The sequence below is a fragment of the Pseudomonas trutticola BRTCR10 genome, from assembly GCF_056155105.1.
The window spans coordinates 6,032,178-6,053,839 of sequence record NZ_CM149552.1 but is presented as its reverse complement, the minus strand read 5'-3'; the positions used below and the strand labels follow the sequence as shown (position 1 = coordinate 6,053,839).

The following is a 21,662-nucleotide window of genomic DNA, read 5'->3' as shown; positions in this document are numbered from 1 at the left end:
ACGCTACCCGCCAACCGAGTGCGCCCATGTCCCAGGACTTCTACTTCTTGCTGATGCCGGGGTTCTCCGCCATTGGCTTTATCTCTGCGATTGAACCGCTGCGCGTGGCCAACCGTTTTCGTGGCGAGTTGTACCGCTGGCATGTGCTAAGTGCCGATGGCGGGGCGGTGCTGGCGAGCAATGGCATGTCGGTCAACGCCGATGCGGCGCTGGAACCTTTGAAGAAAGGTGCGACGCTGTTGGTGGTGGCCGGGTTCGAACCGCTGAAGTGCGCCACGCCGACGCTGGAACATTGGCTGCGGCGGCTGGACAACGAAGGCGTCACCCTCGGCGCCATCGATACCGGTAGTTTCGTGCTCGCCGAGGCCGGTTTGCTCGATGGCCATCGCCTGACCCTGCACTGGGAAGCCATCGATGCCTTCAAGGAATCTTATCCACAGCTCAGTGTGACCCAGGAACTGTTCGAGATTGACCGCCGGCGCATCACCTCGGCCGGCGGTACCGCCTCCATCGATTTGATGCTCGACCTGATCGCCCAGGCCCACGGCCCGCAACTGGCGATTCAGGTCAGCGAGCAGTTCGTATTGGGACGGATCCGCCCGCGCAAGGACCACCAGCGCATGGAAGTCGCCACGCGCTACGGCATCAATAACAAGAAACTGGTGCAGGTGATTGGCGAGATGGAACAACACAGCGAACCGCCGCTGACCACGCTGCAACTGGCGGAATCGATCAAGGTGACGCGGCGGCAACTGGAGCGCTTGTTTCGGCTGCACCTGAACGACACGCCGAGCAATTTCTATCTGCGGCTAAGGTTGGAAAAGGCCCGGCAGTTGTTGCGCCAGACCGACATGAGTGTGCTGGAAGTCAGCATCGCCTGCGGCTTTGAATCGCCGTCGTACTTCACTCGCAGCTATCGGGCGAAGTTTGCACGGTGCCCGAGAGAAGACCGCCGTACCGCCCAGGCCTGAAGGGATGTACACAAAACCTCTGTAGGAGTGAGCCTGCTCGCGATAGCGGTAAATCAGACAACATTGATGTCGACTGACACTCCGCCATCGCGAGCAGGCTCACTCCTACAGTTTGATAGGGTTACTTCTTCACCAACGCCGAACACGCCGCCTTGTACGCCTCATGCTGATACTTGTTCAGCGTCCCCGGCAGTTCGAAATTGTGCTTCTTCGCCTGCGCATTGATCGTCTGCGGCGACAACAACGTCACCTCACACCCATCCAGCAACTGAAACACACCCTCAATCTTGAACGTTGTCGGCCCACCGGCAAACTCGCCCTTCTTGCTGCGCTTCTTGATCGCAATCCGGTCAACCGAATTCTCCCGCACAAACGACGCCACCTGCGCCGCGAACAGCTTCACGTTGGCCGCCTCGTCATCGTCTTCGAGGGCGATCTTCTTGGTGGCGAGGGGAATGTGGCTCAGGGTCGAACCGTCGAGAGCGGCCACGGCGATGATCGCTTCGCTGCCTTTGATTTCGATGCCGCAGATGTTCATGGGGAATTCCTTGAAGTGAAGAGGGGCAGCTTACAGCTCAAGCTGATTGGCGGTGATCCCGAACGCCGACGCAATTTTCTCGCGTGTCGCTTTACGTGGCTTGGACACCGTTTCCTGTTGAGCAAACGCCGGTTGCGAAATACCCATGCGTTTGGCGACTTCTTCCTGAGTCAGGTTGAGGTGTTCGCGCCAGGCACGGATCGGTGTTGCCCCATCGACCATCCGGCTGACGACCTCATGGGGAATCAGGTCGGGCTGCATTTTTTGCGCAACGTACTGCGCGTAGGGAATGACGACGAAGGCGGGGTTGCCCTCGGCGTCGTTGATGATTTGGATGTCAGTAGGTGCGTTCATCGCGTTTCTTGACCTCTTGAATACTGACCACTTTGATTGCGCCATCCCAGTCGAACATGACTCGATAATTACCGACACGCAGGCGGTAGGAGTAGTCATGGCCAATCAGTGCTTTGACATTGCCCATATCAGGCATGTCGGCAAGCGCCGTAACGGCATCTCGAACCTGTACCTGATGCACAGAGTGCAATTTCAAGAGTTGCTTAACGGCCTTTCGTGTCCAGTGGATGCTGTTCATGGAAGAATATAAGTCTTTTATAAGATTCGCGAATCTTTGCTTATATTTTTAAGGTGGCCAATCAAGAACAGTTGTCAGGATATTGCGTGAAGCGCCCGTAGATCGGGGCTTTCACGCAATAGGTGTAGGCGAAGTCGGCATGTGCCGTAAGAAGAAGAGATTCACGAGGCAATTGCAGAAAGCAGTGCCAATTTTCCTTCAAATTTTGAGGACTATTCCTGCCCAATCGACTCCAAAAACTCCGACCGTTCATCACTCATCCGCGCCACGCAGTCATTCTGCGCAATCGTGAAGGCCTTGCTCCCCGCCGTCGCCGGGAACGCCTCCACCGCGCAATCCGCATCCCGTGTCTTCAGCCACTGCTGCTGGGCGGTTTTGAGTTTGGCGGTGATATCCGCCAGTTGCGTGGCGTTTTTGCCGTACGCGGTCTGCATGCGTTCGTTGAGGCTGGCGTAGTTGTCCTTGAGCAGGTCTTCTGCAGTAGTGCGGCTGTAGGTCGAGCATTCCAGGGTCTGGACGTCGTTTTCGACCGCGTCGCACGGGTTGTTGTCGGTCTCTTCGGCGGCGTGTACGCCGGTCGCAAGCAGTGCCAAAGCCAGGAAGATCGATTTCATTGTTGTCGCCGCTCTAATCCAGTGGTGTTTCCAAGATGCGGGAGATTCTGGCTCAAGCGCGCGGGCTTGAACAGGTAGCTGATCGGGGCGTCTGGCGACCCTTTGTCGCGGATTGACGCTTTCGGCAATTCCCCTGTCGTTTTTGCACCCGGTCGCCCCGGCACCGAGGCATATGCTGGCCCCAAAGCGCCGGCAGACGATTCGGCGCATGAATCGCCAATAAGGGGACGCCTGATGAGCCCAGCCGAATTACACGCCGACAGCATCGTTATCGACGGTCTGATCATTGCCAAATGGAACCGCGAGCTGTTCGAAGACATGCGCAAGGGCGGTCTGACGGCGGCCAACTGCACGGTGTCGGTGTGGGAAGGCTTTCAGGCGACCGTGAACAACATCGCTGCCAGCCAGAAGCTGATCCGCGAGAACAGCGACCTGGTGATGCCGGTGCGCACCACCGCCGACATCCGTCGCGCCAAGGAGCAGGGCAAGACCGGCATCCTCTTCGGCTTCCAGAACGCCCACGCGTTTGAAGACCAGATCGGCTATGTCGAGGTGTTCAAGCAGCTCGGCGTCGGCATCGTGCAGATGTGCTACAACACCCAGAACCTGGTCGGCACCGGTTGCTACGAGCGCGACGGCGGCCTGTCGGGCTTCGGTCGCGAGATCGTTGCCGAGATGAACCGCGTCGGCGTCATGTGCGACCTGTCCCACGTTGGCTCCAAGACCTCCGAAGAAGTCATCCTCGAATCGAAAAAACCTGTCTGCTATTCCCACTGCCTGCCGTCGGGGCTCAAGGAGCACCCGCGCAACAAGTCCGATGCAGAACTGAAGTTCATTGCTGATCACGGCGGTTTTGTCGGCGTGACCATGTTTGCGCCGTTCCTGGCCAAGGGCATCGATTCGACCATCGACGACTACGCCGAAGCCATCGAATACACCATGAATATTGTCGGCGAAGACGCCATCGGCATCGGCACCGACTTCACCCAGGGTCACGGTCAGGACTTCTTCGAATACCTGACCCACGACAAGGGCTACGCCCGTCGTCTGACCAGCTTCGGCAAGATCATCAACCCGCTGGGCATCCGCACCGTCGGCGAGTTCCCGAACCTGACCGAAACCCTGCTCAAGCGCGGCCACTCCGAGCGCGTCGTGCGCAAGATCATGGGCGAGAACTGGGTCAACGTCTTGAAAGATGTTTGGGGCGAATAAGCCACCGCACTTCTGAATCCTTTCCCCCGGCCGTCCGCGCCGGGGGTAACAAACCAAATTTTCTGGAGTTAAGTTTCCATGGCCAAGATCGCCCCGCAATTGCCAATCGAAGTCGACAGCGAAACCGGTGTCTGGACCTCCGACGCCCTGCCGATGCTCTACGTGCCACGCCACTTCTTCGTGAATAACCACATGGGCATCGAAGAGGTTTTGGGCGCTGAAGCCTATGCCGAAATCCTCTACAAGGCCGGCTACAAATCCGCCTGGCACTGGTGTGAAAAAGAAGCCGAATGCCACGGCCTGGAAGGCGTCGCGGTGTTCGAACACTACATGAAGCGCTTGTCGCAACGCGGCTGGGGCCTATTCAAGATCCAGGACATCGACCTCGACAAAGGCACCGCCAGCGTCAAGCTCGAACACTCGGCGTTCGTCTACGTCTACGGCAAGGTCGGGCGCAAGGTCGACTACATGTTCACCGGCTGGTTTGCCGGTGCCATGGATCAGATTCTTGAAGCGCGCGGCAGCAAGATTCGCACGGTTGCCGAGCAAGTCTACGGTGGCTCCGAAGAAGGCCACGACGACGGCCTGTTCACCGTCAAGCCGTTGTAAGTCGAGGAACCCGCCATGGCTTTCGAAGCAATGTTCCAGCCGATCCAGATCGGCAAACTGACCATCCGCAACCGCGTGCTCAGTACCGCGCACGCCGAGGTCTACGCGACCGACGGCGGCATGACCACCGACCGCTACGTCAAATACTACGAAGAGAAAGCCAAGGGCGGCATCGGCCTGGCGATTTGCGGCGGTTCTTCCAGTGTGGCCATCGACAGCCCGCAAGGCTGGTGGAAATCGGTGAACCTGGCGGATGACCGGATCATCCCGCACTTCCAGAATCTGGCCGACGCCATGCACAAGCATGGCGCCAAGATCATGATCCAGATTACTCACATGGGCCGCCGCTCGCGCTGGGACGGCGAGCACTGGCCGACCCTGCTGTCGCCGTCGGGCATCCGTGAACCAGTGCACCGCGCGACTTGCAAAACCATCGAGCCGGAAGAAATCTGGCGGGTGATCGGCAACTACGCCACCGCTGCCGCACGGGCCAAGGCCGGTGGCCTCGACGGCGTCGAACTGTCTGCCGTGCACCAGCACATGATCGACCAGTTCTGGAGCCCACGGGTCAACAAACGCACCGACGAATGGGGCGGCAGCTTCGAGAACCGCATGCGTTTCGGTCTGGAAGTGCTCAAGGCTGTGCGCAAGGAAGTCGGCGACGATTTCTGTGTCGGCATCCGTCTGTGCGGTGATGAATTCCACCCGGACGGCTTGTCCCACGAGGACATGAAACAGATCGCCAAGTACTACGACGACACCGGCATGATCGACTTCATCGGCGTGGTCGGTTCGGGGTGCGACACCCACAACACCCTGGCCAACGTTATCCCCAACATGAGTTATCCACCGGAGCCGTTTCTGCATTTGGCTGCCGGTATCAAAGAGGTTGTGAAGGCCCCGGTTCTGCACGCGCAGAACATCAAGGACCCGAACCAGGCCACGCGCATCCTTGAAGGCGGTTACGTCGACATGGTCGGCATGACCCGCGCGCACATCGCCGACCCGCACCTGATCGCCAAGATCAAGATGGGCCAGGTCGACCAGATCAAACAGTGCGTCGGCGCCAACTACTGCATCGACCGTCAGTACCAAGGGCTGGACGTGCTGTGCATCCAGAACGCCGCGACCTCCCGTGAATACATGGGCGTGCCGCACATCATCGAGAAATCCACTGGTGTGAAACGCAAAGTGGTGATCGTCGGTGCTGGGCCGGCGGGCATGGAAGCGGCGCGTGTGTCGGCCGAGCGTGGCCACGACGTGACGCTGTTCGAGAAGAAAGAATTCATCGGCGGGCAGATCACCACCGCGTCGAAAGCGCCGCAACGTGACCAGATCGCCGGTATCACCCGCTGGTTCCAGCTGGAGCTGGCGCGGCTGAAAGTCGATCTGCGTCTGGGCACTGCCGCGGACGCGGCGACCATCCTCGATCTGCGTCCAGACGTGGTGGTGCTGGCGGTGGGCGGTCATCCGTTCCTTGAGCAGAACGAACACTGGGGCGCCGCCGAAGGGCTGGTGGTCAGCAGTTGGGACGTGCTAGACGGCAAGGTTGCGCCGGGCAAGAACGTGCTGGTCTACGACACCATCTGCGAGTTCACCGGGATGTCGGTGGCGGACTTCCTCGCCGACAAGGGCAGCCAGGTCGAGATCGTCACCGACGACATCAAGCCGGGCGTGGCCATCGGTGGTACGTCGTTCCCGACCTACTACCGCAGCATGTACCCGAAAGAAGTGATCATGACCGGCGACATGATGCTGGAGAAGGTCTACCGCGAGGGCGACAAGTTGGTGGCGGTGCTGGAGAACGAATACACCGGCGCCAAAGAGGAGCGGGTGGTCGATCAAGTGGTGGTGGAGAACGGCGTGCGTCCGGACGAAGAGCTGTATTACGGGCTCAAGGAAGGTTCGCGCAACAAGGGCCAGATCGACATTGACGCACTGTTCGCGATCAAGCCGCAGCCATCGTTGAGCACCACCGGTGACGGCTACTTGCTGTTCCGCATCGGTGACTGTGTGGCGCAGCGTAATACCCACGCCGCGATTTATGACGCCCTGCGCCTCTGCAAGGATTTCTAGGCTAGTTAACTGATCGTTCCCACGCTCCGCGTGGGAATGCCTCAACGGACGCTCTGCGTCCGCTTTGGGACGCGGAGCGTCCCGGGCTGCGTTCCCACGCAGAGCGTGGGAACGATCAGTGAACGCCGTGTTTCTCCAGGCTGTACTGGTGGGAGCTTCACCTATGTTGAACACCCTTCTTCCAATCCTGTTGTTCGCAGCCCTGGCCCTCGCGGTGCTGGGCGCGTTGCGGCGGGTAGCGATGTGGCGTCGGGGCCGGGCCTCGAAGGTCGACCTGATCGGCGGCCTGCTCGCCATGCCCAAGCGCTACATGGTCGATTTGCACCATGTGGTGGCGCGGGACAAATACATCGCCAACACCCACGTCGCCACGGCCGGTGGTGCAGTGGCATCGATTGTGCTGGCGATTCTGGTACACGGTTTCGGCTTGCATAACCGCATCCTTGGCTATGCGTTGCTGCTGATGACGGCGGTGATGTTCGTCGGTGCAATCTTCGTTTACCTGCGTCGACGCAACCCGCCGGCACGGTTGTCGAAAGGCCCGTGGATGCGCCTGCCGAAAAGCCTGCTGGCGTTCTCTGCCTCGTTCTTCCTGGTGACGTTGCCGGTGGCCGGAATCCTTCCGGAGAACTTCGGCGGCTGGGTACTGGCGGCGATCCTCGGCATCGGTGTGCTGTGGGGCGTGTCGGAATTGTTCTTCGGCATGACCTGGGGCGGGCCGATGAAGCACGCTTTCGCCGGGGCCCTGCACCTGGCCTGGCACCGTCGCGCCGAGCGTTTTGGTGGCGGTCGCTCCACCGGTTTGAAACCGCTGGATCTCAATGATCCAAGCGCGCCGCTGGGCGTGGAAAAACCCAAGGATTTCACCTGGAACCAACTGCTCGGTTTCGACGCCTGCGTGCAGTGCGGCAAGTGCGAAGCCGCGTGCCCGGCGTTCGCCGCCGGCCAGCCGCTGAACCCGAAAAAGCTGATTCAGGACATGGTCGTAGGTCTTGCTGGTGGCACTGACGCGAAATTCGCCGGTAGCCCGTATCCAGGCAAGCCAATTGGTGAGCACAGCGGCAATCCGCATCAACCGATCGTCAACGGTCTGGTCGATGCCGAAACCCTGTGGTCGTGCACCACTTGCCGCGCCTGCGTCGAGGAATGCCCGATGATGATCGAGCACGTCGACGCCATCGTCGACATGCGCCGTCATCTGACTCTGGAAAAAGGCGCGACCCCGAACAAGGGCGCCGAGGTTCTGGAAAACCTGATCGCCACCGACAACCCCGGCGGTTTCGCCCCGGGCGGGCGGATGAACTGGGCGGCGGACTTGAACCTCAATCTGCTCAGCGAGAAGAAGTCCACCGACGTGCTGTTCTGGGTCGGCGATGGTGCCTTCGACATGCGTAACCAGCGCACCTTGCGCGCCTTCGTCAAAGTGCTGAAGGCGGCGAAAATCGACTTTGCCGTACTCGGTCTCGAAGAGCGCGACAGCGGCGATGTCGCCCGTCGTTTGGGCGACGAAGCGACCTTCCAGTTGCTCGCCAAACGCAACATCCAGACCCTGGCCAAATACAGCTTCAACCGCATCGTCACCTGTGATCCGCACAGTTTCCATGTGCTGAAAAACGAATACGGTGCCTTCGACGGCCACTACCTGGTGCAGCACCACAGCACCTACATGGCGGAAATCATTCAGGCCGGCGCGCTGAACCTCAGTCAGCACAAAGGCAACAGCGTGACCTATCACGACCCGTGCTACCTCGGTCGCTACAACGGCGAGTACGAGGCGCCGCGTGAAGTGCTGCGTGCCCTCGGCATCGAGGTCAAAGAGATGCAACGTTCCGGCTTCCGCTCGCGTTGCTGCGGTGGCGGTGGCGGCGCGCCGATCACCGACATTCCAGGCAAGCAGCGGATTCCCGACATGCGCATGGAAGACATCCGCGAGACCGGCGCCGAGTTGGTGGCCGTGGGTTGTCCACAGTGCACGGCGATGCTCGAAGGCGTGGTCGAACCACGTCCGCTGATCAAGGACATCGCCGAACTGGTGGCCGACGCGCTGCTCGAAGACGCCGCGCCGAACAAGCCTGTTACTCCGGCGAAACGTGAACCTGCGGAGGCCCACTGATGAGCGACATTATCCGCCGCGACCCACGCGCCGAATGGATCGCCCGTAACCGCCTGCACCCGCTGCACGCGGCGATGCAACCGGCGCAACACAGCTGGATGGGCCCCAACGGCGTCATCCGCAAGAATCTGCGCGGCATCGGCTTCATCGGCCCCAACGGCATCAAACGCATCGACCGCAGCGGCGCGCAGCAGGGCGGGGCGGTCAAACGCTCGGCCACGGTTGAAGTGCAATTGCCGCTGCATCAGGTCCCGGCCCCGGCGTTCTACATCAGTGTGGTGCCGGACATGGTCGGCGGCCGCTTGAGCAGCCACGACCGCGACCTGCTGGGCCTCGCGCATCAACTGGCCGGCAAGGACGGCGCGGTGCTGGCGGTGGTATTCGGCGAGCACAAGGAAAACGCCTTCGCCACGGCGGGCGTCGATCGCTTGCTGGTGCTTGAGGGCGATGAGTTCAGCGGTTATGCACCGGAACAACGGGTGCAGGGCCTACGGGCTGTGGATAACCAGTTCAACCCGCGTCACTGGCTGCTGCCGGACAGTCGCAGCGGTGGCGGCGAGCTCGGCCGCCGTTTTGCCGCTGCACTAGGCGAACGCCCGGCGACGCGGGTGTGGCAGGTCAAGGATCAGGAATGCATCGGCCGCGCCGGTGCCGGGCTGCAGGACCTGGCGCGGCCGGTCGCACGGTTGATTCTGGCGTCGGCCGAGTGCGCCGAACCGGTCAGCGACACCCGTCATGAAGTGCTGCCGGTGGAGTTATCCACAAGTGTCGCGCGCAGCCTGTCGCGGATCGAGAATCTCGGTGCGGTCGCAGTGGACCCGGCGGCAATTCCGATGGCCGAAGCCGAATTCATTTTCTCCGGCGGTAACGGCGTCAAGGATTGGCAGCTATTCCACGAAACAGCGGCAGCACTCGGCGCTACCGAGGGGGCGTCGCGGGTAGCAGTGGACGATGGCTTCATGGCCCGTGATCGGCAGGTCGGCGCGTCCGGCACTTGGGTCACCGCACGGGTTTACGTGGCTGTGGGTATCTCCGGGGCGATCCAGCACCTGCAAGGCATCGGCGCCTGCGACAAGGTGGTGGCGATCAACCTCGATCCGGGGTGCGACATGATCAAGCGTGCGGACCTGTCGGTGATCGGCGAGAGCGCGGAGATACTTCAAGCCTTGATCGCGGCGGTAGCGGCTTACCGCAACGACGCCAAGCGCGATGCGGCTTAAGGGAAGGACACAGTTATGAACAGCAATGTCATCAGCCTGGTTTCCATCGGTGCCCACCCGACTTCGGGCCGGCCACGCCGCGCCGAACAGGATGCCCGCGCCGTGGAACTGGGCCTGCAACTGGCTGGGGATAACCTGCAAGTGCTGCATGCCGGGGATGTCGCGGAACCGGCACTGCGCGCCTATCTGGGCATGGGCCTGGAACAGATGCATGTGCTGGAACAACCAGCTGGCGCCGATGCGCTACCGGCGCTGACCGCGTATCTGCGCGATGCCGGGGCGCAGGTGGTGCTGACCGGTAGTCAGGCGGAAACCGGTGAAGGTTCGGGGATGCTGCCGTTTCTGCTGGCCGAAGGGTTGGGCTGGCCATTGGTGGTCGGGCTGGCGCAGGTCGAGTCGATCAACGACGGTTCGGCGTTGGTGCTGCAAGCATTGCCCCGGGGGCAGCGGCGGCGCTTGAAGGTGAAACTGCCGTTTCTGGCGACTGTGGATAACGCTGCGCCGAAGCCTCGGCAAAGCGCTTATGGCCCGGCGCGGCGGGGTGTCTTGCAGGTTGAAGATGTGGAAGTTGTGGATGATGAGCTGCTGTCGGTGGCTACTCTGCAACCGGCCAAGCCACGGCCGAAACGCTTGAAGGTGATCAAGGCCAAAAGCGGTGCCGACCGAATGAAAGCCGCGACGGCCAAGGCCAGTGGTGGCGGGGGGCAGGTGCTCAAGGGTGTTACCGCAGAGGCCGGAGCTGAAGCCATCCTCAAACTGCTGATCGAAGAAGGTGTCGTCCGCTGAAAGGCCCCTCACCCTAGCCCTCTCCCTGTATGTACCGGAGACATGGTGGACAGGTGTTCGGAGACATGGTGGACACTTTTTNACTTGCAGATCGTTACGGCAGGTAAGAAGATCTAAAACCGTCCACCATGTCTCCGAACATGTGTCCACCATGTCTCCGGTACATACACTCCCGGAGAGAGAGGGGACCTACGGTGGCGCTTTCAAGCGTTACATCGACCTGAAAGATCAGCGCAAACTAAGGCTTGGCCAAGCTAAGGTCACCGTGGTGCTGCAGGTCGATGTATTTGGCCGATACAACTCTGTGGGCCCCCTCTCCCTCCGGGAAAGGGCTGGGCGGTCGGCGTTCCGATGAGGGCAGGCTGTTTACCCACAATCCCTGTTGGCGGATCTGTGGATAACGTGTTCGCCCATCACTGCACCCCACGTCAATCAAGCCTTTCAGCCATCCGATCAAAAAACAACCAGCCTAAGCTGCGGTTTTTTCTGGCTTTTTCCAATGGATAACTCGCCAAGTTGCCCCCAATCTCTGTTGGCGCTTCTGTGGATAAGATGTTCGCTATCCGCTGAGACCCATATAAACCGTGGCTTACGAGGAGTCGATCAAAAAACGATCAAATCGTCTGGTTTTACGCAAAACTCCCGCGTAAACCCCGATTTCACAAAGCCTTCGATGCTTTTCCACAGATAAGCCGAAGTTACCCCCGATCTCTGTTGGCGCTTCTGTGGATAACGTGTTCGCCATCCGCTACAGACCATGTACAACGTGGCTTACACGCAAGTGATCAAAAAACATCCAATACCTCTCGCAAACCGTCCTTCTGGATAAGTCACGATTTTTCTTCACAGATCAACCACTTATTTTCCGAGTCATCCACAGTTACCCCCATTTGCTGTGGGTGGCTATGTGGATAACTTGTTCGTCGAACCGTGCAAGCCCCGCCCGCCATAGTCCAAACGGCACTTGATCACATTTCATACAGTTCTAAGGCGTTGCCTTGACTTCGAATCCTCTGCTGTCTTCACTGCAATGGCACAAGGACAGCCGTCACTTATCCACATCTGGTTCTGGGAGAACGCATGATGGATAGCCGCCCACATCGCCCAACCCCCTCGCCACGCAAGCGCACGTTACGTCGTGCGGCCAATCAACACGCGCGTCTATAGCGCGTAAGTCCTGCCCCAACCGCTGTGCTGTCGCCGGGTCCGCCCCGGAGGCCAGGTGCTCGTTCGCCCATTGATTGCAGGCAACCGCAGAGTTGCCCCATCAGCCTGAGAAAGGATCAGTCTCATGACACGCATTGCAACGCCCATCAGCGAGATCAAGGAACATTACGACGTCATCGTCATTGGCTCCGGTTATGGCGGCGGCATTGCTGCCTCGCGCCTGTCCCGGGCCGGCAAACGGGTGTGTTTGCTCGAGCGCGGCCGAGAGATTCAGCCCGGCGAATACCCCAACACCATGATTGCCGCCACCGAAGAATTGCAGGTGCACGATCCCGATGGCCATATCGGCTCGCGCACGGGGTTGTTCGACCTGCACGTCAACGCCCAGCAGAACGTCGTGGTCGGTTGCGGCCTCGGCGGCACGTCCCTGATCAACGCCAACGTTGCTCTGGAACCGGAGCCCGGTGTGTTCGACGACCCACGCTGGCCGCAGGCCGTGCGTGAGCATCGCGACACGCTGCTCAAGGACGGTTACGCCCGCGCCCGGGAGATGCTCAAACCCAATCCTTACCCGAGCACTGCACCGAACCTGCCCAAGCTCGACGCCAACAAGAAGTCCGCGGATTACCTCAAGCAGGGCGCGCACTTCTACAAGCCGCCGATCAACGTGACCTTCGACAAACTGCCGAACAACCTCAACCACGTCGGTGTTGAGCAACTGCCGTGCAACCAGTGCGGCGACTGCGTGTCGGGCTGTAACAACAAGGCCAAGAACACCACGCTGATGAACTATCTGCCGGACGCCTGGAACCACGGTGCGGAGATTTTCTGCCAGGCCGAAGTGCGGCATCTGGAGCGTGACGGTGACGGCTGGATCGTGCACTTCCAGTATCTGGACAGCGGCCGCGAGAAGTTTTCCGCGCCGACGCTGTTTGTGAAGGCCGACATCGTCGTGGTCTCCGCCGGAACGCTCGGCTCTACCGAAATTCTCCTGCGCTCGCGCGACAAAGGCCTGGTGATGTCCGGCCAGCTCGGCGAGAACATGAGCGGCAACGGCGACATCCTCGGCTTCGGCCACAACTGCGAGCAGACCATCAACGGCATCGGCTTCGGCGCGCACCCGGCCAAGGAACTGCACCCGGTCGGCCCATGCATCACGTCGGTCATCGACATGCGTACCGAAGGCGACTGGCGCAGCCGCATGGTCATCGAGGAAGGCTCGATCCCCGGAGCCCTTGGCCGGCCGATGGTGCCGAGCATGGCCGGGTTTGCCGAGATGATCGGCGTCGCCACCGACGACAGTTTCAGCGGCAAGGTGAAATACAAGGAGCGCGAAGCGGAAAGTTTTCTGCGCGGCCCGTATTACGGCGCACTGCACAACATGCAGACCTACCTGATCATGAGCCACGACAGCGGCCAGGGGCGCATGGTGCTGGATAACAAGGATCAGTTGCGCATCGACTGGCCGGGTGTTGGCGAGCAAGAGAACTTCAAACTCGGCAACGAGCGTCTGCACCAGAGCACCAAGGCGCTGGGCGGCGTCTGGGTGGAGAACCCGATCTGGACCAAATTGCTCAAGCACAGCATCGTCTCGGTGCACCCGCTGGGCGGTTGCGTGATGGGCGAAGATGCCGGGCAAGGCGTGGTCAATCACAAGGGCCAGGTGTTCAGCGGCGCTGCCGGCACCGATGTCTACGCCAATCTGTACGTGACCGACGGCGCGGTGATTCCGACGTCGCTGGCGGTCAATCCGCTGCTGACCATTTCCGCCGTGAGCGAACGCAACATGGGCCTGCTCGCCGCCGACCGTGGCTGGCAGATCGACTACACGCTGCCATCGGCACCACGCAAACCGGTGGCGCCGCCAACCCTTGGCGTGCAGTTCACCGAAACCATGAAGGGCTATTTCTCCCGGGCCTTCACTGCTGCGCAAAGCACCGATCTGAAAGTCTATGAAGCCGCCGCCAAACGCGGCGAGACGGACAACTCGCCGATCGACTTCACCCTGACCATCACTGCCGCCGACATGAACCGGATGATCAAGGAGCCGGAGCACGCGGCAACCATCGTCGGCACCGTGATCGCCCCGGCGCTGTCGCCAGAACCGCTGACCGCCAGCAACGGTGTGTTCAACCTGTTCGAGCAGTTCGAGCAGCAGGTCGATACGCGCCACATGAAATACGACATGAAGCTGACCGCCGAGGACGGCAACGATTACTTTTTCAGCGCCTTCAAAACCGTGCCGGAAGACAACGGCGTGCTGAATATCTGGCACGACACCAGCACGCTGTACGTGACGTTGTATCGCGGGCCGGACAAGAGCGGCGAGGTCATCGGCTCGGGGGTGATGCACATTCATCCGACCGATTTCGCCAAACAGATGACCACCATGAAAGTGCTCAACGCGCGCAACGAGCGGGAGCGCATCGAAGGGCTGGCGCGGTTCGGCAAGTTCTTCGCCGGAATCCTCTGGGAAAGTTACGGCGGGGTGTTTGCCGGCGATATCTACTTCAACCCCGACGCGCCGCCACGGCTGAAACGGCCACTGGATGCGCCAACCCCGGCGGTGCATTTTTTCCCCACCGAGGACGGTGTCGAACTGCGCCTGAGCCGTTATCAGGCCGGCAGCAAAGGCCCGGTGATGCTCGTGCATGGTTTGGGCGTCGGTTCGAATATCTTCTCCACCGACACCATCCAGACCAACCTGCTCGAATACCTGTGCAAGCACGATTACGACGTGTGGCTGCTGGATTTCCGCGTGAGCATTCTGTTGCCGGCGAGCAAGAAGGAATGGAACGGCGACCAGATCGCCCAGTACGACTTCAAGGCCGCCATCGCGCAGATTCAGCAGGAAACTCAGGCGAAAGACGTGCAGTGCGTGGTGCATTGCTACGGCGCAACGACCTTCTTTATGTCGCTGCTCGCCGGTTTGCAGGGCGTGCGTTCAGTGGTCTGCTCGCAGATTGCCGCGGACACCGTGGTCGCCACCGCTACCGGATTAAAGGCTGGATTGCACCTGCCGGGAATGCTCGATGCGATCGGCATCAAGTCGATGACCGCTTACGCCGACAGCAAGGAAAACTGGTTCAACAAACTCTACGACAAGGCGCTGAATGGCTACGCGCGGATCGAGGCGCAGGGTTATTGCACCAACCCGGTGTGCCACCGCATCACCTTCATGTACGCCTCGTTGTATCGCCACGACACCCTCAACGAAACCCTGCACGACAACCTGCACGAGCTGTTCGGCGAGTCGAACATCGAGACCTTCGAGCACCTGGCGCTGATCGTGCGCAAAGGGCATCTGGTGGATTTCAAAGGCAACGATGTGTACATGCCGCACTTCGATCGGCTGACCATGCCGATCTGCTTTATCAGCGGTGCCGACAACCAGTGCTATCTGCCGGAAAGCACGCTGAAGACCTACCAGCGTTTGTGCGACATGCACGGGCCGGAGCGCTATAGCCGGCAGGTGGTGCCGGGCTACGGCCACATCGATTGCATGTTCGGCAAGAACGCGGTGGTGGATGTCTATCCGATCATCCTTGAACACCTGGAGAAAACTGCCCTGGGCTGACTTGAAACCGAGTCGACTGCATCGCTGGCAAGCCAGCTCCCACATTGGGTGGTGCCAGGCACAGATCCTGTGAACACCTCTAGACCCTGTGGGAGCTGGCTTGCCAGCGATAGCTGAAGGTCAGGCGCTACATCTCTTGGGTCTGTACAAGGAAATGGACGATATGGACAGCTACATCCGCTGGTTTCAACGCTTCATCTGGCTCGGCATCGCGATGAACATGGTGTTCGCGATCCCCGCGCTATTCGCGCCGGGGTTGCTGACATCCGTGGTCGGGTTGCCGCCGCAACTCTCCGACCCGTGGTTGGAAAACGCCGGGATGCTGCTGGTCGGCATCAGTGTGTTTTACATGCCGTCGGGCTTCAACGCGCCGCGCTATGTGGTGCATTCCTGGCTGTGCGTGCTGACGCGGTTGATCGCGGTGGTGTTCTGGATCTACCTGATCAACACCAGCATTCAAGGCTCGGTGTTCGTGCCGATGCTGATGGGCGATCTGAGCTTTTTCCTGATTCTCGGGATTCTCCTCTACCTCGGCACCACGCCTGAGAACCGGCCATGGGCGCTGCTCTGCGATGGCTGGCGCGAGTGGCGTGCGGCGTGGCAGCGGCAATGGCAGAGTCACGCCTTCAAGGTCGGCACGCTCATCGTGGTCGCGGTGCTGGGCTTCATTGGTTATGAAACCTGGTATCAGATGCTCCGCGTCGTCCCTGAACAGGAATATGCCTCCGACGAAGACCACTATAAATACGCCGCCATTGGCCTCGGCATCGAAGCGCGCATCCCGTATTACCTGTTCGCCGTGCTGCCGCAAATGTGCCCGGAAAAGATGCCCAAGCCCGGCGGCTGGGAAGTCTTCGGCTTTCTCTTCGAGAACGGCAAGGACCTGCCAATCGGCATGGCCAAGCGGCAGATTGGCTACCCGACCGTCGAGCCGAACTGCGCGTTGTGCCACACCGGTTCCTACCGGGCGAATGCCAGCGACGTCGCCGTAAACGTGCCGAGTGCGCCGGCCAACACCCTGCAACTGCAAGCCTTCCAGTGGTTCGCCTACGATTGCGCCAGCGATCCGAAATTCACCACCGACGCGGTGATGGCGGCGATCAACGCCAGGTTCCAGTTGGGCTTTTTCGAAAAGCTCTACAACCGCTACTTGATCATGCCCATGGCGAAAAGCGCGCTGCTCAAGCAGAAACAGGCCTACGCCTGGCAAAAGCTGCGTCCGCAACAGGGCCCGGGCCGCACCGACACCTTTAACCCGACGAAAATGGTGGTATTCGGCTTCCCGGATGACTCGACCATCGGCACCGTCGACCTGCCGCAGGTATGGAACCAGAAACCGCGGGAATCGATGTACCTGCACTGGGACGGCAATAACAACAAAATCCATGAACGCAACTACGCCGCCGCGATGGCCGTGGGCGCAACGCCGGAATCAGTGCTGCCGCCGAGCTTCAACCGCGTGACCAACTGGCTGCTCGGGCACAAGGCGCCGGCGTGGCCGTGGGCGCTGGATCAGGCCAAGGTCGCGCAGGGCAAACCGATCTGGGATAACAACTGCGCCGGTTGTCATGACTTCGGTCGCACCGATACCGGACAGGTCACTACCAACATCGACCAACTCGGCACCGATCCGCACCGGCTCGATTCGTTTACCACAGGCTTGGTGGCCGCATTCCACTCCTTCAAAAAACCGCCGTTCGACTTCGGCGCCTACCGCAAGACCCAGAGCTACAGCAACACGCCTACCGACGGCATCTGGCTGCGCGCGCCGTACCTGCACAACGGCTCGGTGCCGACCCTGTGGGACCTGCTGCAACCACCGGAAAAACGTCCGCAGGTGTTCATCACCGGCTCGGACATTTACGACCCGGTCAATGTCGGCTTCGTCACCAGCGGCGCACAGGCCAAGGCCTCGGCCGACTTCAAGTACGACACGCGGCTGGAGGGCAACCACAACAGTGGTCACCTATACGGCACGACGCTGTCGGACGACGACAAACGTGCGCTGATCGAATTCATGAAAACCCTGTGAACCCTTTTGGATAGAGGATTACGCCATGTCAGCGGTCAGTCATCTGAAACACGAATACGACAAGGTCAAAGTGCGCATTCACGGTTTGTTCACGCGCATGGAAATGGCCTGGATGAAGCTCATCAGCGAGCTGGAGCCGCAGGAGTTCCAGGCGATCATCAAATTGCTGCAACGCGGGCATGATCAGGCGCAGTACGTGCTGAAAAATGGCGAGTTGCCGACGGATGAACCGACAGTGCCGTGGGAGTTGTCCCACGGCTTGTCGATCCTGCGCATTGGCAACGCCGCGCCCTTGCCGCAGTCGAGCGATCAACTGCAAACCCGGGTGCTGAAGGACGGCAGTCTGCTTGGTTGTCGCAAGTGGGAATTGCTCGATCTGCTGTGGAGCGAGGCGCTGCTCAAGTGGATCGAAAACCTGCGTCATCACGCGACCTTCGGCACTGACCCGGCGGTGGTGCAGATGGAGCGTGACGTGACCCTGGCGATTGCCGGCGACTGGGGCACCGGGCCGTTCGACAGTCATGCGCCGGCGGTTTCAGTCGCCAACCAGATGCAACTGGCCCAGGCGGATTTCACCATTCATTTGGGCGATGTGTATTACGCCGGCAGTCACTCCCAGGAAGACGTCGACATGGCCGGTTGGCCGATGGGTACCCACGGCTCGTTCACCCTCAACTCCAATCACGAGATGTACAGCGGCGCCCACGGTTATTTCAAGGAATTGGCCAAGCGCTTTCCGGGGCAGCAGGGCACCAGTTACTTCGCCTTGATCAACGATGACTGGCTGGTGGTCGGGCTGGACTCGGCGTACGCCTCGGACGCGATGAACCTGTACATGGATGGCACCTTGAATGAGCCGCAGATCGTGTGGATGAAGAATCTGCCGAAACGCAAAAAAATCATGGTGCTCAGCCATCACCAGGGCTTCGATATTTCCGGACACAACAAGACTGCGCTGTATCAACCGGTGTGCGATGCGCTGGGGCGCGAGCCGGATTACTGGTATTGGGGGCATTTGCACAACGGCATCGTCTACGCGCAACAGGGTAGTCTGCATGCGCGTTGCGCCGGGCACGGGGCGATTCCCTACGGCAATGCCAGCGAGCTGGACGGGCATTCGCGGGTGTTGTGGTCGGAGACGCAGGATGCCAACGACCCGGCGTATCCGCTGCGGGTGCTGAACGGCTACGCGAAAATCAGGTTGGTGGGGGAGGAGATTTTTGAGGAGTTTATTGGTGAGGATGGCAGTGTGAGGTGGTCATCTCACTGACTGATCGTTCCCACGCTCTGCGTGGGAACGCCTCAACGGACGCTCCGCGTTCGGCCTTTTGGGACGCAGAGCGTCCCGGGCTGCATTCCCACGCAGAGCGTGGGAACGATCAGGCAGGAGGGAATCAGCCCTGGACCGGGACGCCTTTTAGGTATGGCGCAGGCTCGGCACCGAGGTTGTTCAGCAGCCGCTCGCTGTACCAGTCGACAAAGTTGACCACACCAAACTCATAGGTCTTGGAGTACGGCCCAGGCTGGTAGGCCGTGGAGTTGATCCCGCGCTGGTTCTCTTCGGCCAGACGACGATCCTGATCATTGGTCGCGTCCCACACCTGGCGCATGCGCTCGACGTCGTAATCGACGCCTTCAACCGCATCCTTGTGCACCAGCCATTTGGTGGTGACCATGGTTTCCTGCGCACTGATCGGCCACACGGTGAAGACGATGATGTGGTCGCCCATGCAGTGGTTCCACGAGTGCGGCAGGTGCAGGATGCGCATCGAACCGAGGTCCGGATTCTTGATCCGGCCCATCAGTTTCGCGCAGCCCTGCTTGCCATCCAGAGTCATCGACACGGTGCCCTTGAGCAGCGGCATGCGCACGATGCGGTTACGCAGGCCGAAGCTGGCGTGGGCGTAAGGAATCTTCTCGGCTTCCCAGGCTGCGGCGGACGCAGCAACGTGATCCTTGAACGCCTGATCGGCGCGCGGGTCGGTGACGTCGTCCCATTCCAGCAGGGTTTTCAGCAGTTCCGGGTGCGAGGCGTTGCAGTGGTAGCACTCGCGGTTGTTTTCCAGCACCAGTTTCCAGTTGGCCTTCTCCATCAAGGTGGTGGTGATTGCCACCTTGGTGTTCTCCATGTCGTACGGTTCCATGTAGTGGTTGAGCGTCGACAGGAAGTCATCAATGGCCGGCGGATTCTCGGCCAGGCTGATGAAGATGTAGCCGCCGGCCGTTTTCACGTTCACCGGTTTCAGGCCGTACTGCTTCATGTCGAAGTCGGCGCCCATTTCGGTGCCGGCGAACAGCAGACGACCGTCCAGCTCGTAGGTCCATTGGTGGTAATGGCAGACCAGTTTGGCGACTTTGCCTTTTTCACTGGTGCACAGACGCGAGCCACGGTGGCGGCAGACGTTGTGGAACGCATGCACCACGCCTTCGGCGCCACGGATGACGATGATCGGGTTCTTGCCGATCTGCAGGGTCAGGTAGTTGCCCTTGGCCGGGATTTCGCAGGTCATGCCGGCGATCAACCATTCCTTCTGGAAGATCTCCTGCATGTCGATATCGAACAGCCGCTCGTCGCTGTAGAACGGTTGTGGCAGCGAAAAGGTGCGCTCGCGTTCCTGGAGCATTTGTGCGGTGGCCTTGCGTGCGGGTTCCAGCGGATCGCCCAGGCTGATTTTTGCGGTGACGTCCATCGATGTGATCCTCATGGCCATCTGCGTGGCCGGCGAAAGTGGCTAATCAGGTGTGCTGTAAACAGTTGCTACGCAAGGTGTAAAGAATCTGTTTGGGTGTTGAGGCGAGTGTGGGGCCGGCGCTGGGCGGAACCTTATCCATGGGCGACATGGTGCAATCTGTTCCCGACGCGCAACCCCCGGTGGTTGGGGGCTGGTCGCGATAAGTATGTCAATGTCGCGGATAGGTAAACGGGCGGTTCGCGCTATACGCAGAATCGCCGACATGAGGCCGACAGTCGGCCGTGGAGAACAGCATGTCCAACAGCTTCCTGAATCCGGTCACCACCCAGACCTGGGCCAATGGCCGACACATCGTCCGTTGCGTCAAAGTCATCCAGGAAACCTGGGACGTGCGCACCTTCTGCTTTATGGCTGACCAGCCGATCCTGTTCTTCTTCAAGCCCGGCCAGTTCGTCACCCTGGAGCTGGAAATCGAAGGCCAGCCGATCATGCGCTCGTACACCATTTCCAGTTCGCCGTCGGTGCCGTACAGCTTTTCGGTGACGATCAAGCGTGTGCCGGGCGGTAAGGTTTCCAACTGGTTGCACGACACGTTGCATGAAGGGCAGGAACTGGCGGTGCACGGGCCGGTCGGGCTGTTCAATGCCATCGACTTCCCGAGCCCGAAAGTCCTCTACCTCAGCGGCGGCGTGGGGATCACCCCGTGCATGTCGATGGCGCGGTGGTTCTACGACACCAACGCCAACGTCGACATGACCTTTATCCACAGCGCGCGCTCGCCAAAGGACATCATTTACCACCGCGAGCTGGAACACATGGCGTCGCGGATCGATAACTTCAGCCTGCATTTGATCTGTGAAAAGCATGGTCTGGGCGAGCCGTGGGCCGGGTACCGCGGCTATCTGAATCACAAGATGCTCGAACTGATGGTTCCCGATTTCCTAGAGCGCGAAGTGTTCTGCTGCGGCCCGACGCCGTATATGACGGCGGTGAAGCGTTTGCTGGAAAACGCCGGTTACGACATGGCGCGTTATCACGAGGAGTCCTTCGGCGCGACGCCGCCCGAGGCGCGTGCCGATGCGGTGGAGCAAGCCGAACAGGCCGCCGATGCGCCGGAAATCGATGCGGCGGATCTGCATCAGGTGGAATTCACCGCGTCCGGCAAGAGTATTCGTGTGGCGCCGGGTGAAACGGTGCATGCGGCGGCGGCCAAGCTTGGGCTGATGATTCCGAAGGCTTGCGGGATGGGGATTTGCGGGACGTGCAAGGTGCTCAAACTGGGGGGCGAGGTGGAGATGGAGCACAACGGCGGGATTACCGAGGACGACGAGGCGGAAGGATTTATTCTTTCCTGCTGCAGTGTGCCTAAAGGCGACGTGCGCATCGAATTCTGAGTGGGGCGAATTTTTGCGTTCGACTTGCCCCTCACCCCAGCCCTCTCCCGAGGGAGAGGGAGCCGACC

At 60.3% G+C, this 21,662-nt stretch carries 16 protein-coding genes; 11 read left to right on the top strand and 5 right to left on the bottom strand.

Translation table 11 applies throughout. The features are described from left to right. Window positions 1-26: 26 nt before the first annotated feature. Window positions 27-971 (top strand): GlxA family transcriptional regulator, encoded by a 945-nt coding sequence (locus ACVVH8_RS27520; protein ID WP_475227340.1) that lies wholly within the window; start codon window positions 27-29, stop codon window positions 969-971. Window positions 972-1,092: 121 nt separating this feature from the next. Here the strand turns inward: ACVVH8_RS27520 and ACVVH8_RS27515 are convergent, their stop codons facing one another. The 4 genes from ACVVH8_RS27515 to ACVVH8_RS27500 all read right to left on the bottom strand — a co-directional run bounded on the left by ACVVH8_RS27515 (window position 1,093) and on the right by ACVVH8_RS27500 (window position 2,715). After that, on the bottom strand, window positions 1,093-1,509 hold the full coding sequence (locus ACVVH8_RS27515; RefSeq protein ID WP_250605870.1) for a DUF3010 family protein: 417 nt from the start codon (window positions 1,507-1,509) through the stop codon (window positions 1,093-1,095). Window positions 1,510-1,539: 30 nt separating this feature from the next. Beyond that, window positions 1,540-1,863 carry a helix-turn-helix domain-containing protein gene (locus ACVVH8_RS27510; RefSeq protein WP_095112752.1) on the bottom strand — a complete coding sequence of 108 codons (324 nt, stop codon included), beginning with the start codon at window positions 1,861-1,863 and terminating at the stop codon, window positions 1,540-1,542. Then, window positions 1,847-2,101, bottom strand: coding sequence for a type II toxin-antitoxin system RelE family toxin (locus tag ACVVH8_RS27505; RefSeq protein WP_213026796.1), 255 nt, complete (start codon window positions 2,099-2,101; stop codon window positions 1,847-1,849). The genes ACVVH8_RS27510 and ACVVH8_RS27505 overlap by 17 nt, the downstream gene beginning before the upstream one ends. A 212-nt stretch (window positions 2,102-2,313) precedes the next feature. Then, complete coding sequence (locus ACVVH8_RS27500; protein ID WP_475227338.1) at window positions 2,314-2,715, bottom strand: lysozyme inhibitor LprI family protein; 402 nt, start codon at window positions 2,713-2,715, stop codon at window positions 2,314-2,316. A 234-nt stretch (window positions 2,716-2,949) separates the two neighbouring features. Here ACVVH8_RS27500 and ACVVH8_RS27495 point away from each other — a divergent pair, with 234 nt between their 5' ends. The 9 genes from ACVVH8_RS27495 (at window position 2,950) to ACVVH8_RS27455 (ending at window position 18,777) form a co-directional block, all read left to right on the top strand. Further along, window positions 2,950-3,927 (top strand): dipeptidase, encoded by a 978-nt coding sequence (locus ACVVH8_RS27495; RefSeq protein WP_007962626.1) that lies wholly within the window; start codon window positions 2,950-2,952, stop codon window positions 3,925-3,927. Between the two features lie 78 nt (window positions 3,928-4,005). Continuing rightward, entirely contained in the window at window positions 4,006-4,536 is a 531-nt protein-coding gene (locus tag ACVVH8_RS27490; protein WP_008083165.1) for a DUF5943 domain-containing protein, read from the top strand. Between the two features lie 15 nt (window positions 4,537-4,551). Further along, window positions 4,552-6,612 (top strand): dimethylglycine demethylation protein DgcA, encoded by a 2,061-nt coding sequence (gene dgcA / locus ACVVH8_RS27485; protein WP_475227336.1) that lies wholly within the window; start codon window positions 4,552-4,554, stop codon window positions 6,610-6,612. Window positions 6,613-6,775: 163 nt separating this feature from the next. After that, window positions 6,776-8,725: a dimethylglycine demethylation protein DgcB gene (dgcB, locus tag ACVVH8_RS27480; RefSeq protein ID WP_475227332.1), complete on the top strand. Its 1,950-nt coding sequence runs from the start codon at window positions 6,776-6,778 to the stop codon at window positions 8,723-8,725. Continuing rightward, complete coding sequence (gene etfA / locus ACVVH8_RS27475) at window positions 8,725-9,945, top strand: electron transfer flavoprotein subunit alpha (RefSeq protein ID WP_475227330.1); 1,221 nt, start codon at window positions 8,725-8,727, stop codon at window positions 9,943-9,945. The genes dgcB and etfA overlap by 1 nt, the downstream gene beginning before the upstream one ends. Window positions 9,946-9,960: 15 nt before the next feature. Continuing rightward, on the top strand, window positions 9,961-10,731 hold the full coding sequence (gene etfB, locus ACVVH8_RS27470) for an electron transfer flavoprotein subunit beta (protein ID WP_475227328.1): 771 nt from the start codon (window positions 9,961-9,963) through the stop codon (window positions 10,729-10,731). A 1,291-nt stretch (window positions 10,732-12,022) separates the two neighbouring features. Next, a complete protein-coding gene (locus ACVVH8_RS27465; RefSeq protein WP_475227325.1) occupies window positions 12,023-15,475 on the top strand; it encodes a GMC oxidoreductase in 3,453 nt (1,150 codons plus the stop codon). Between the two features lie 163 nt (window positions 15,476-15,638). Then, window positions 15,639-17,507, top strand: a complete 1,869-nt coding sequence (locus ACVVH8_RS27460; RefSeq protein WP_475227322.1) for a c-type cytochrome — start codon at window positions 15,639-15,641, stop codon at window positions 17,505-17,507. A 25-nt stretch (window positions 17,508-17,532) separates the two neighbouring features. Then, window positions 17,533-18,777: a metallophosphoesterase family protein gene (locus tag ACVVH8_RS27455; RefSeq protein ID WP_475227319.1), complete on the top strand. Its 1,245-nt coding sequence runs from the start codon at window positions 17,533-17,535 to the stop codon at window positions 18,775-18,777. Window positions 18,778-18,901: 124 nt separating this feature from the next. Here ACVVH8_RS27455 and gbcA read toward each other — a convergent pair whose 3' ends face one another. Beyond that, window positions 18,902-20,197, bottom strand: coding sequence for a glycine-betaine demethylase subunit GbcA (gene gbcA, locus ACVVH8_RS27450; RefSeq protein WP_103304476.1), 1,296 nt, complete (start codon window positions 20,195-20,197; stop codon window positions 18,902-18,904). Between the two features lie 296 nt (window positions 20,198-20,493). Here gbcA and gbcB point away from each other — a divergent pair, with 296 nt between their 5' ends. Further along, entirely contained in the window at window positions 20,494-21,594 is a 1,101-nt protein-coding gene (gbcB, locus tag ACVVH8_RS27445; protein ID WP_103304474.1) for a glycine-betaine demethylase subunit GbcB, read from the top strand. Window positions 21,595-21,662: the final 68 nt, after the last annotated feature.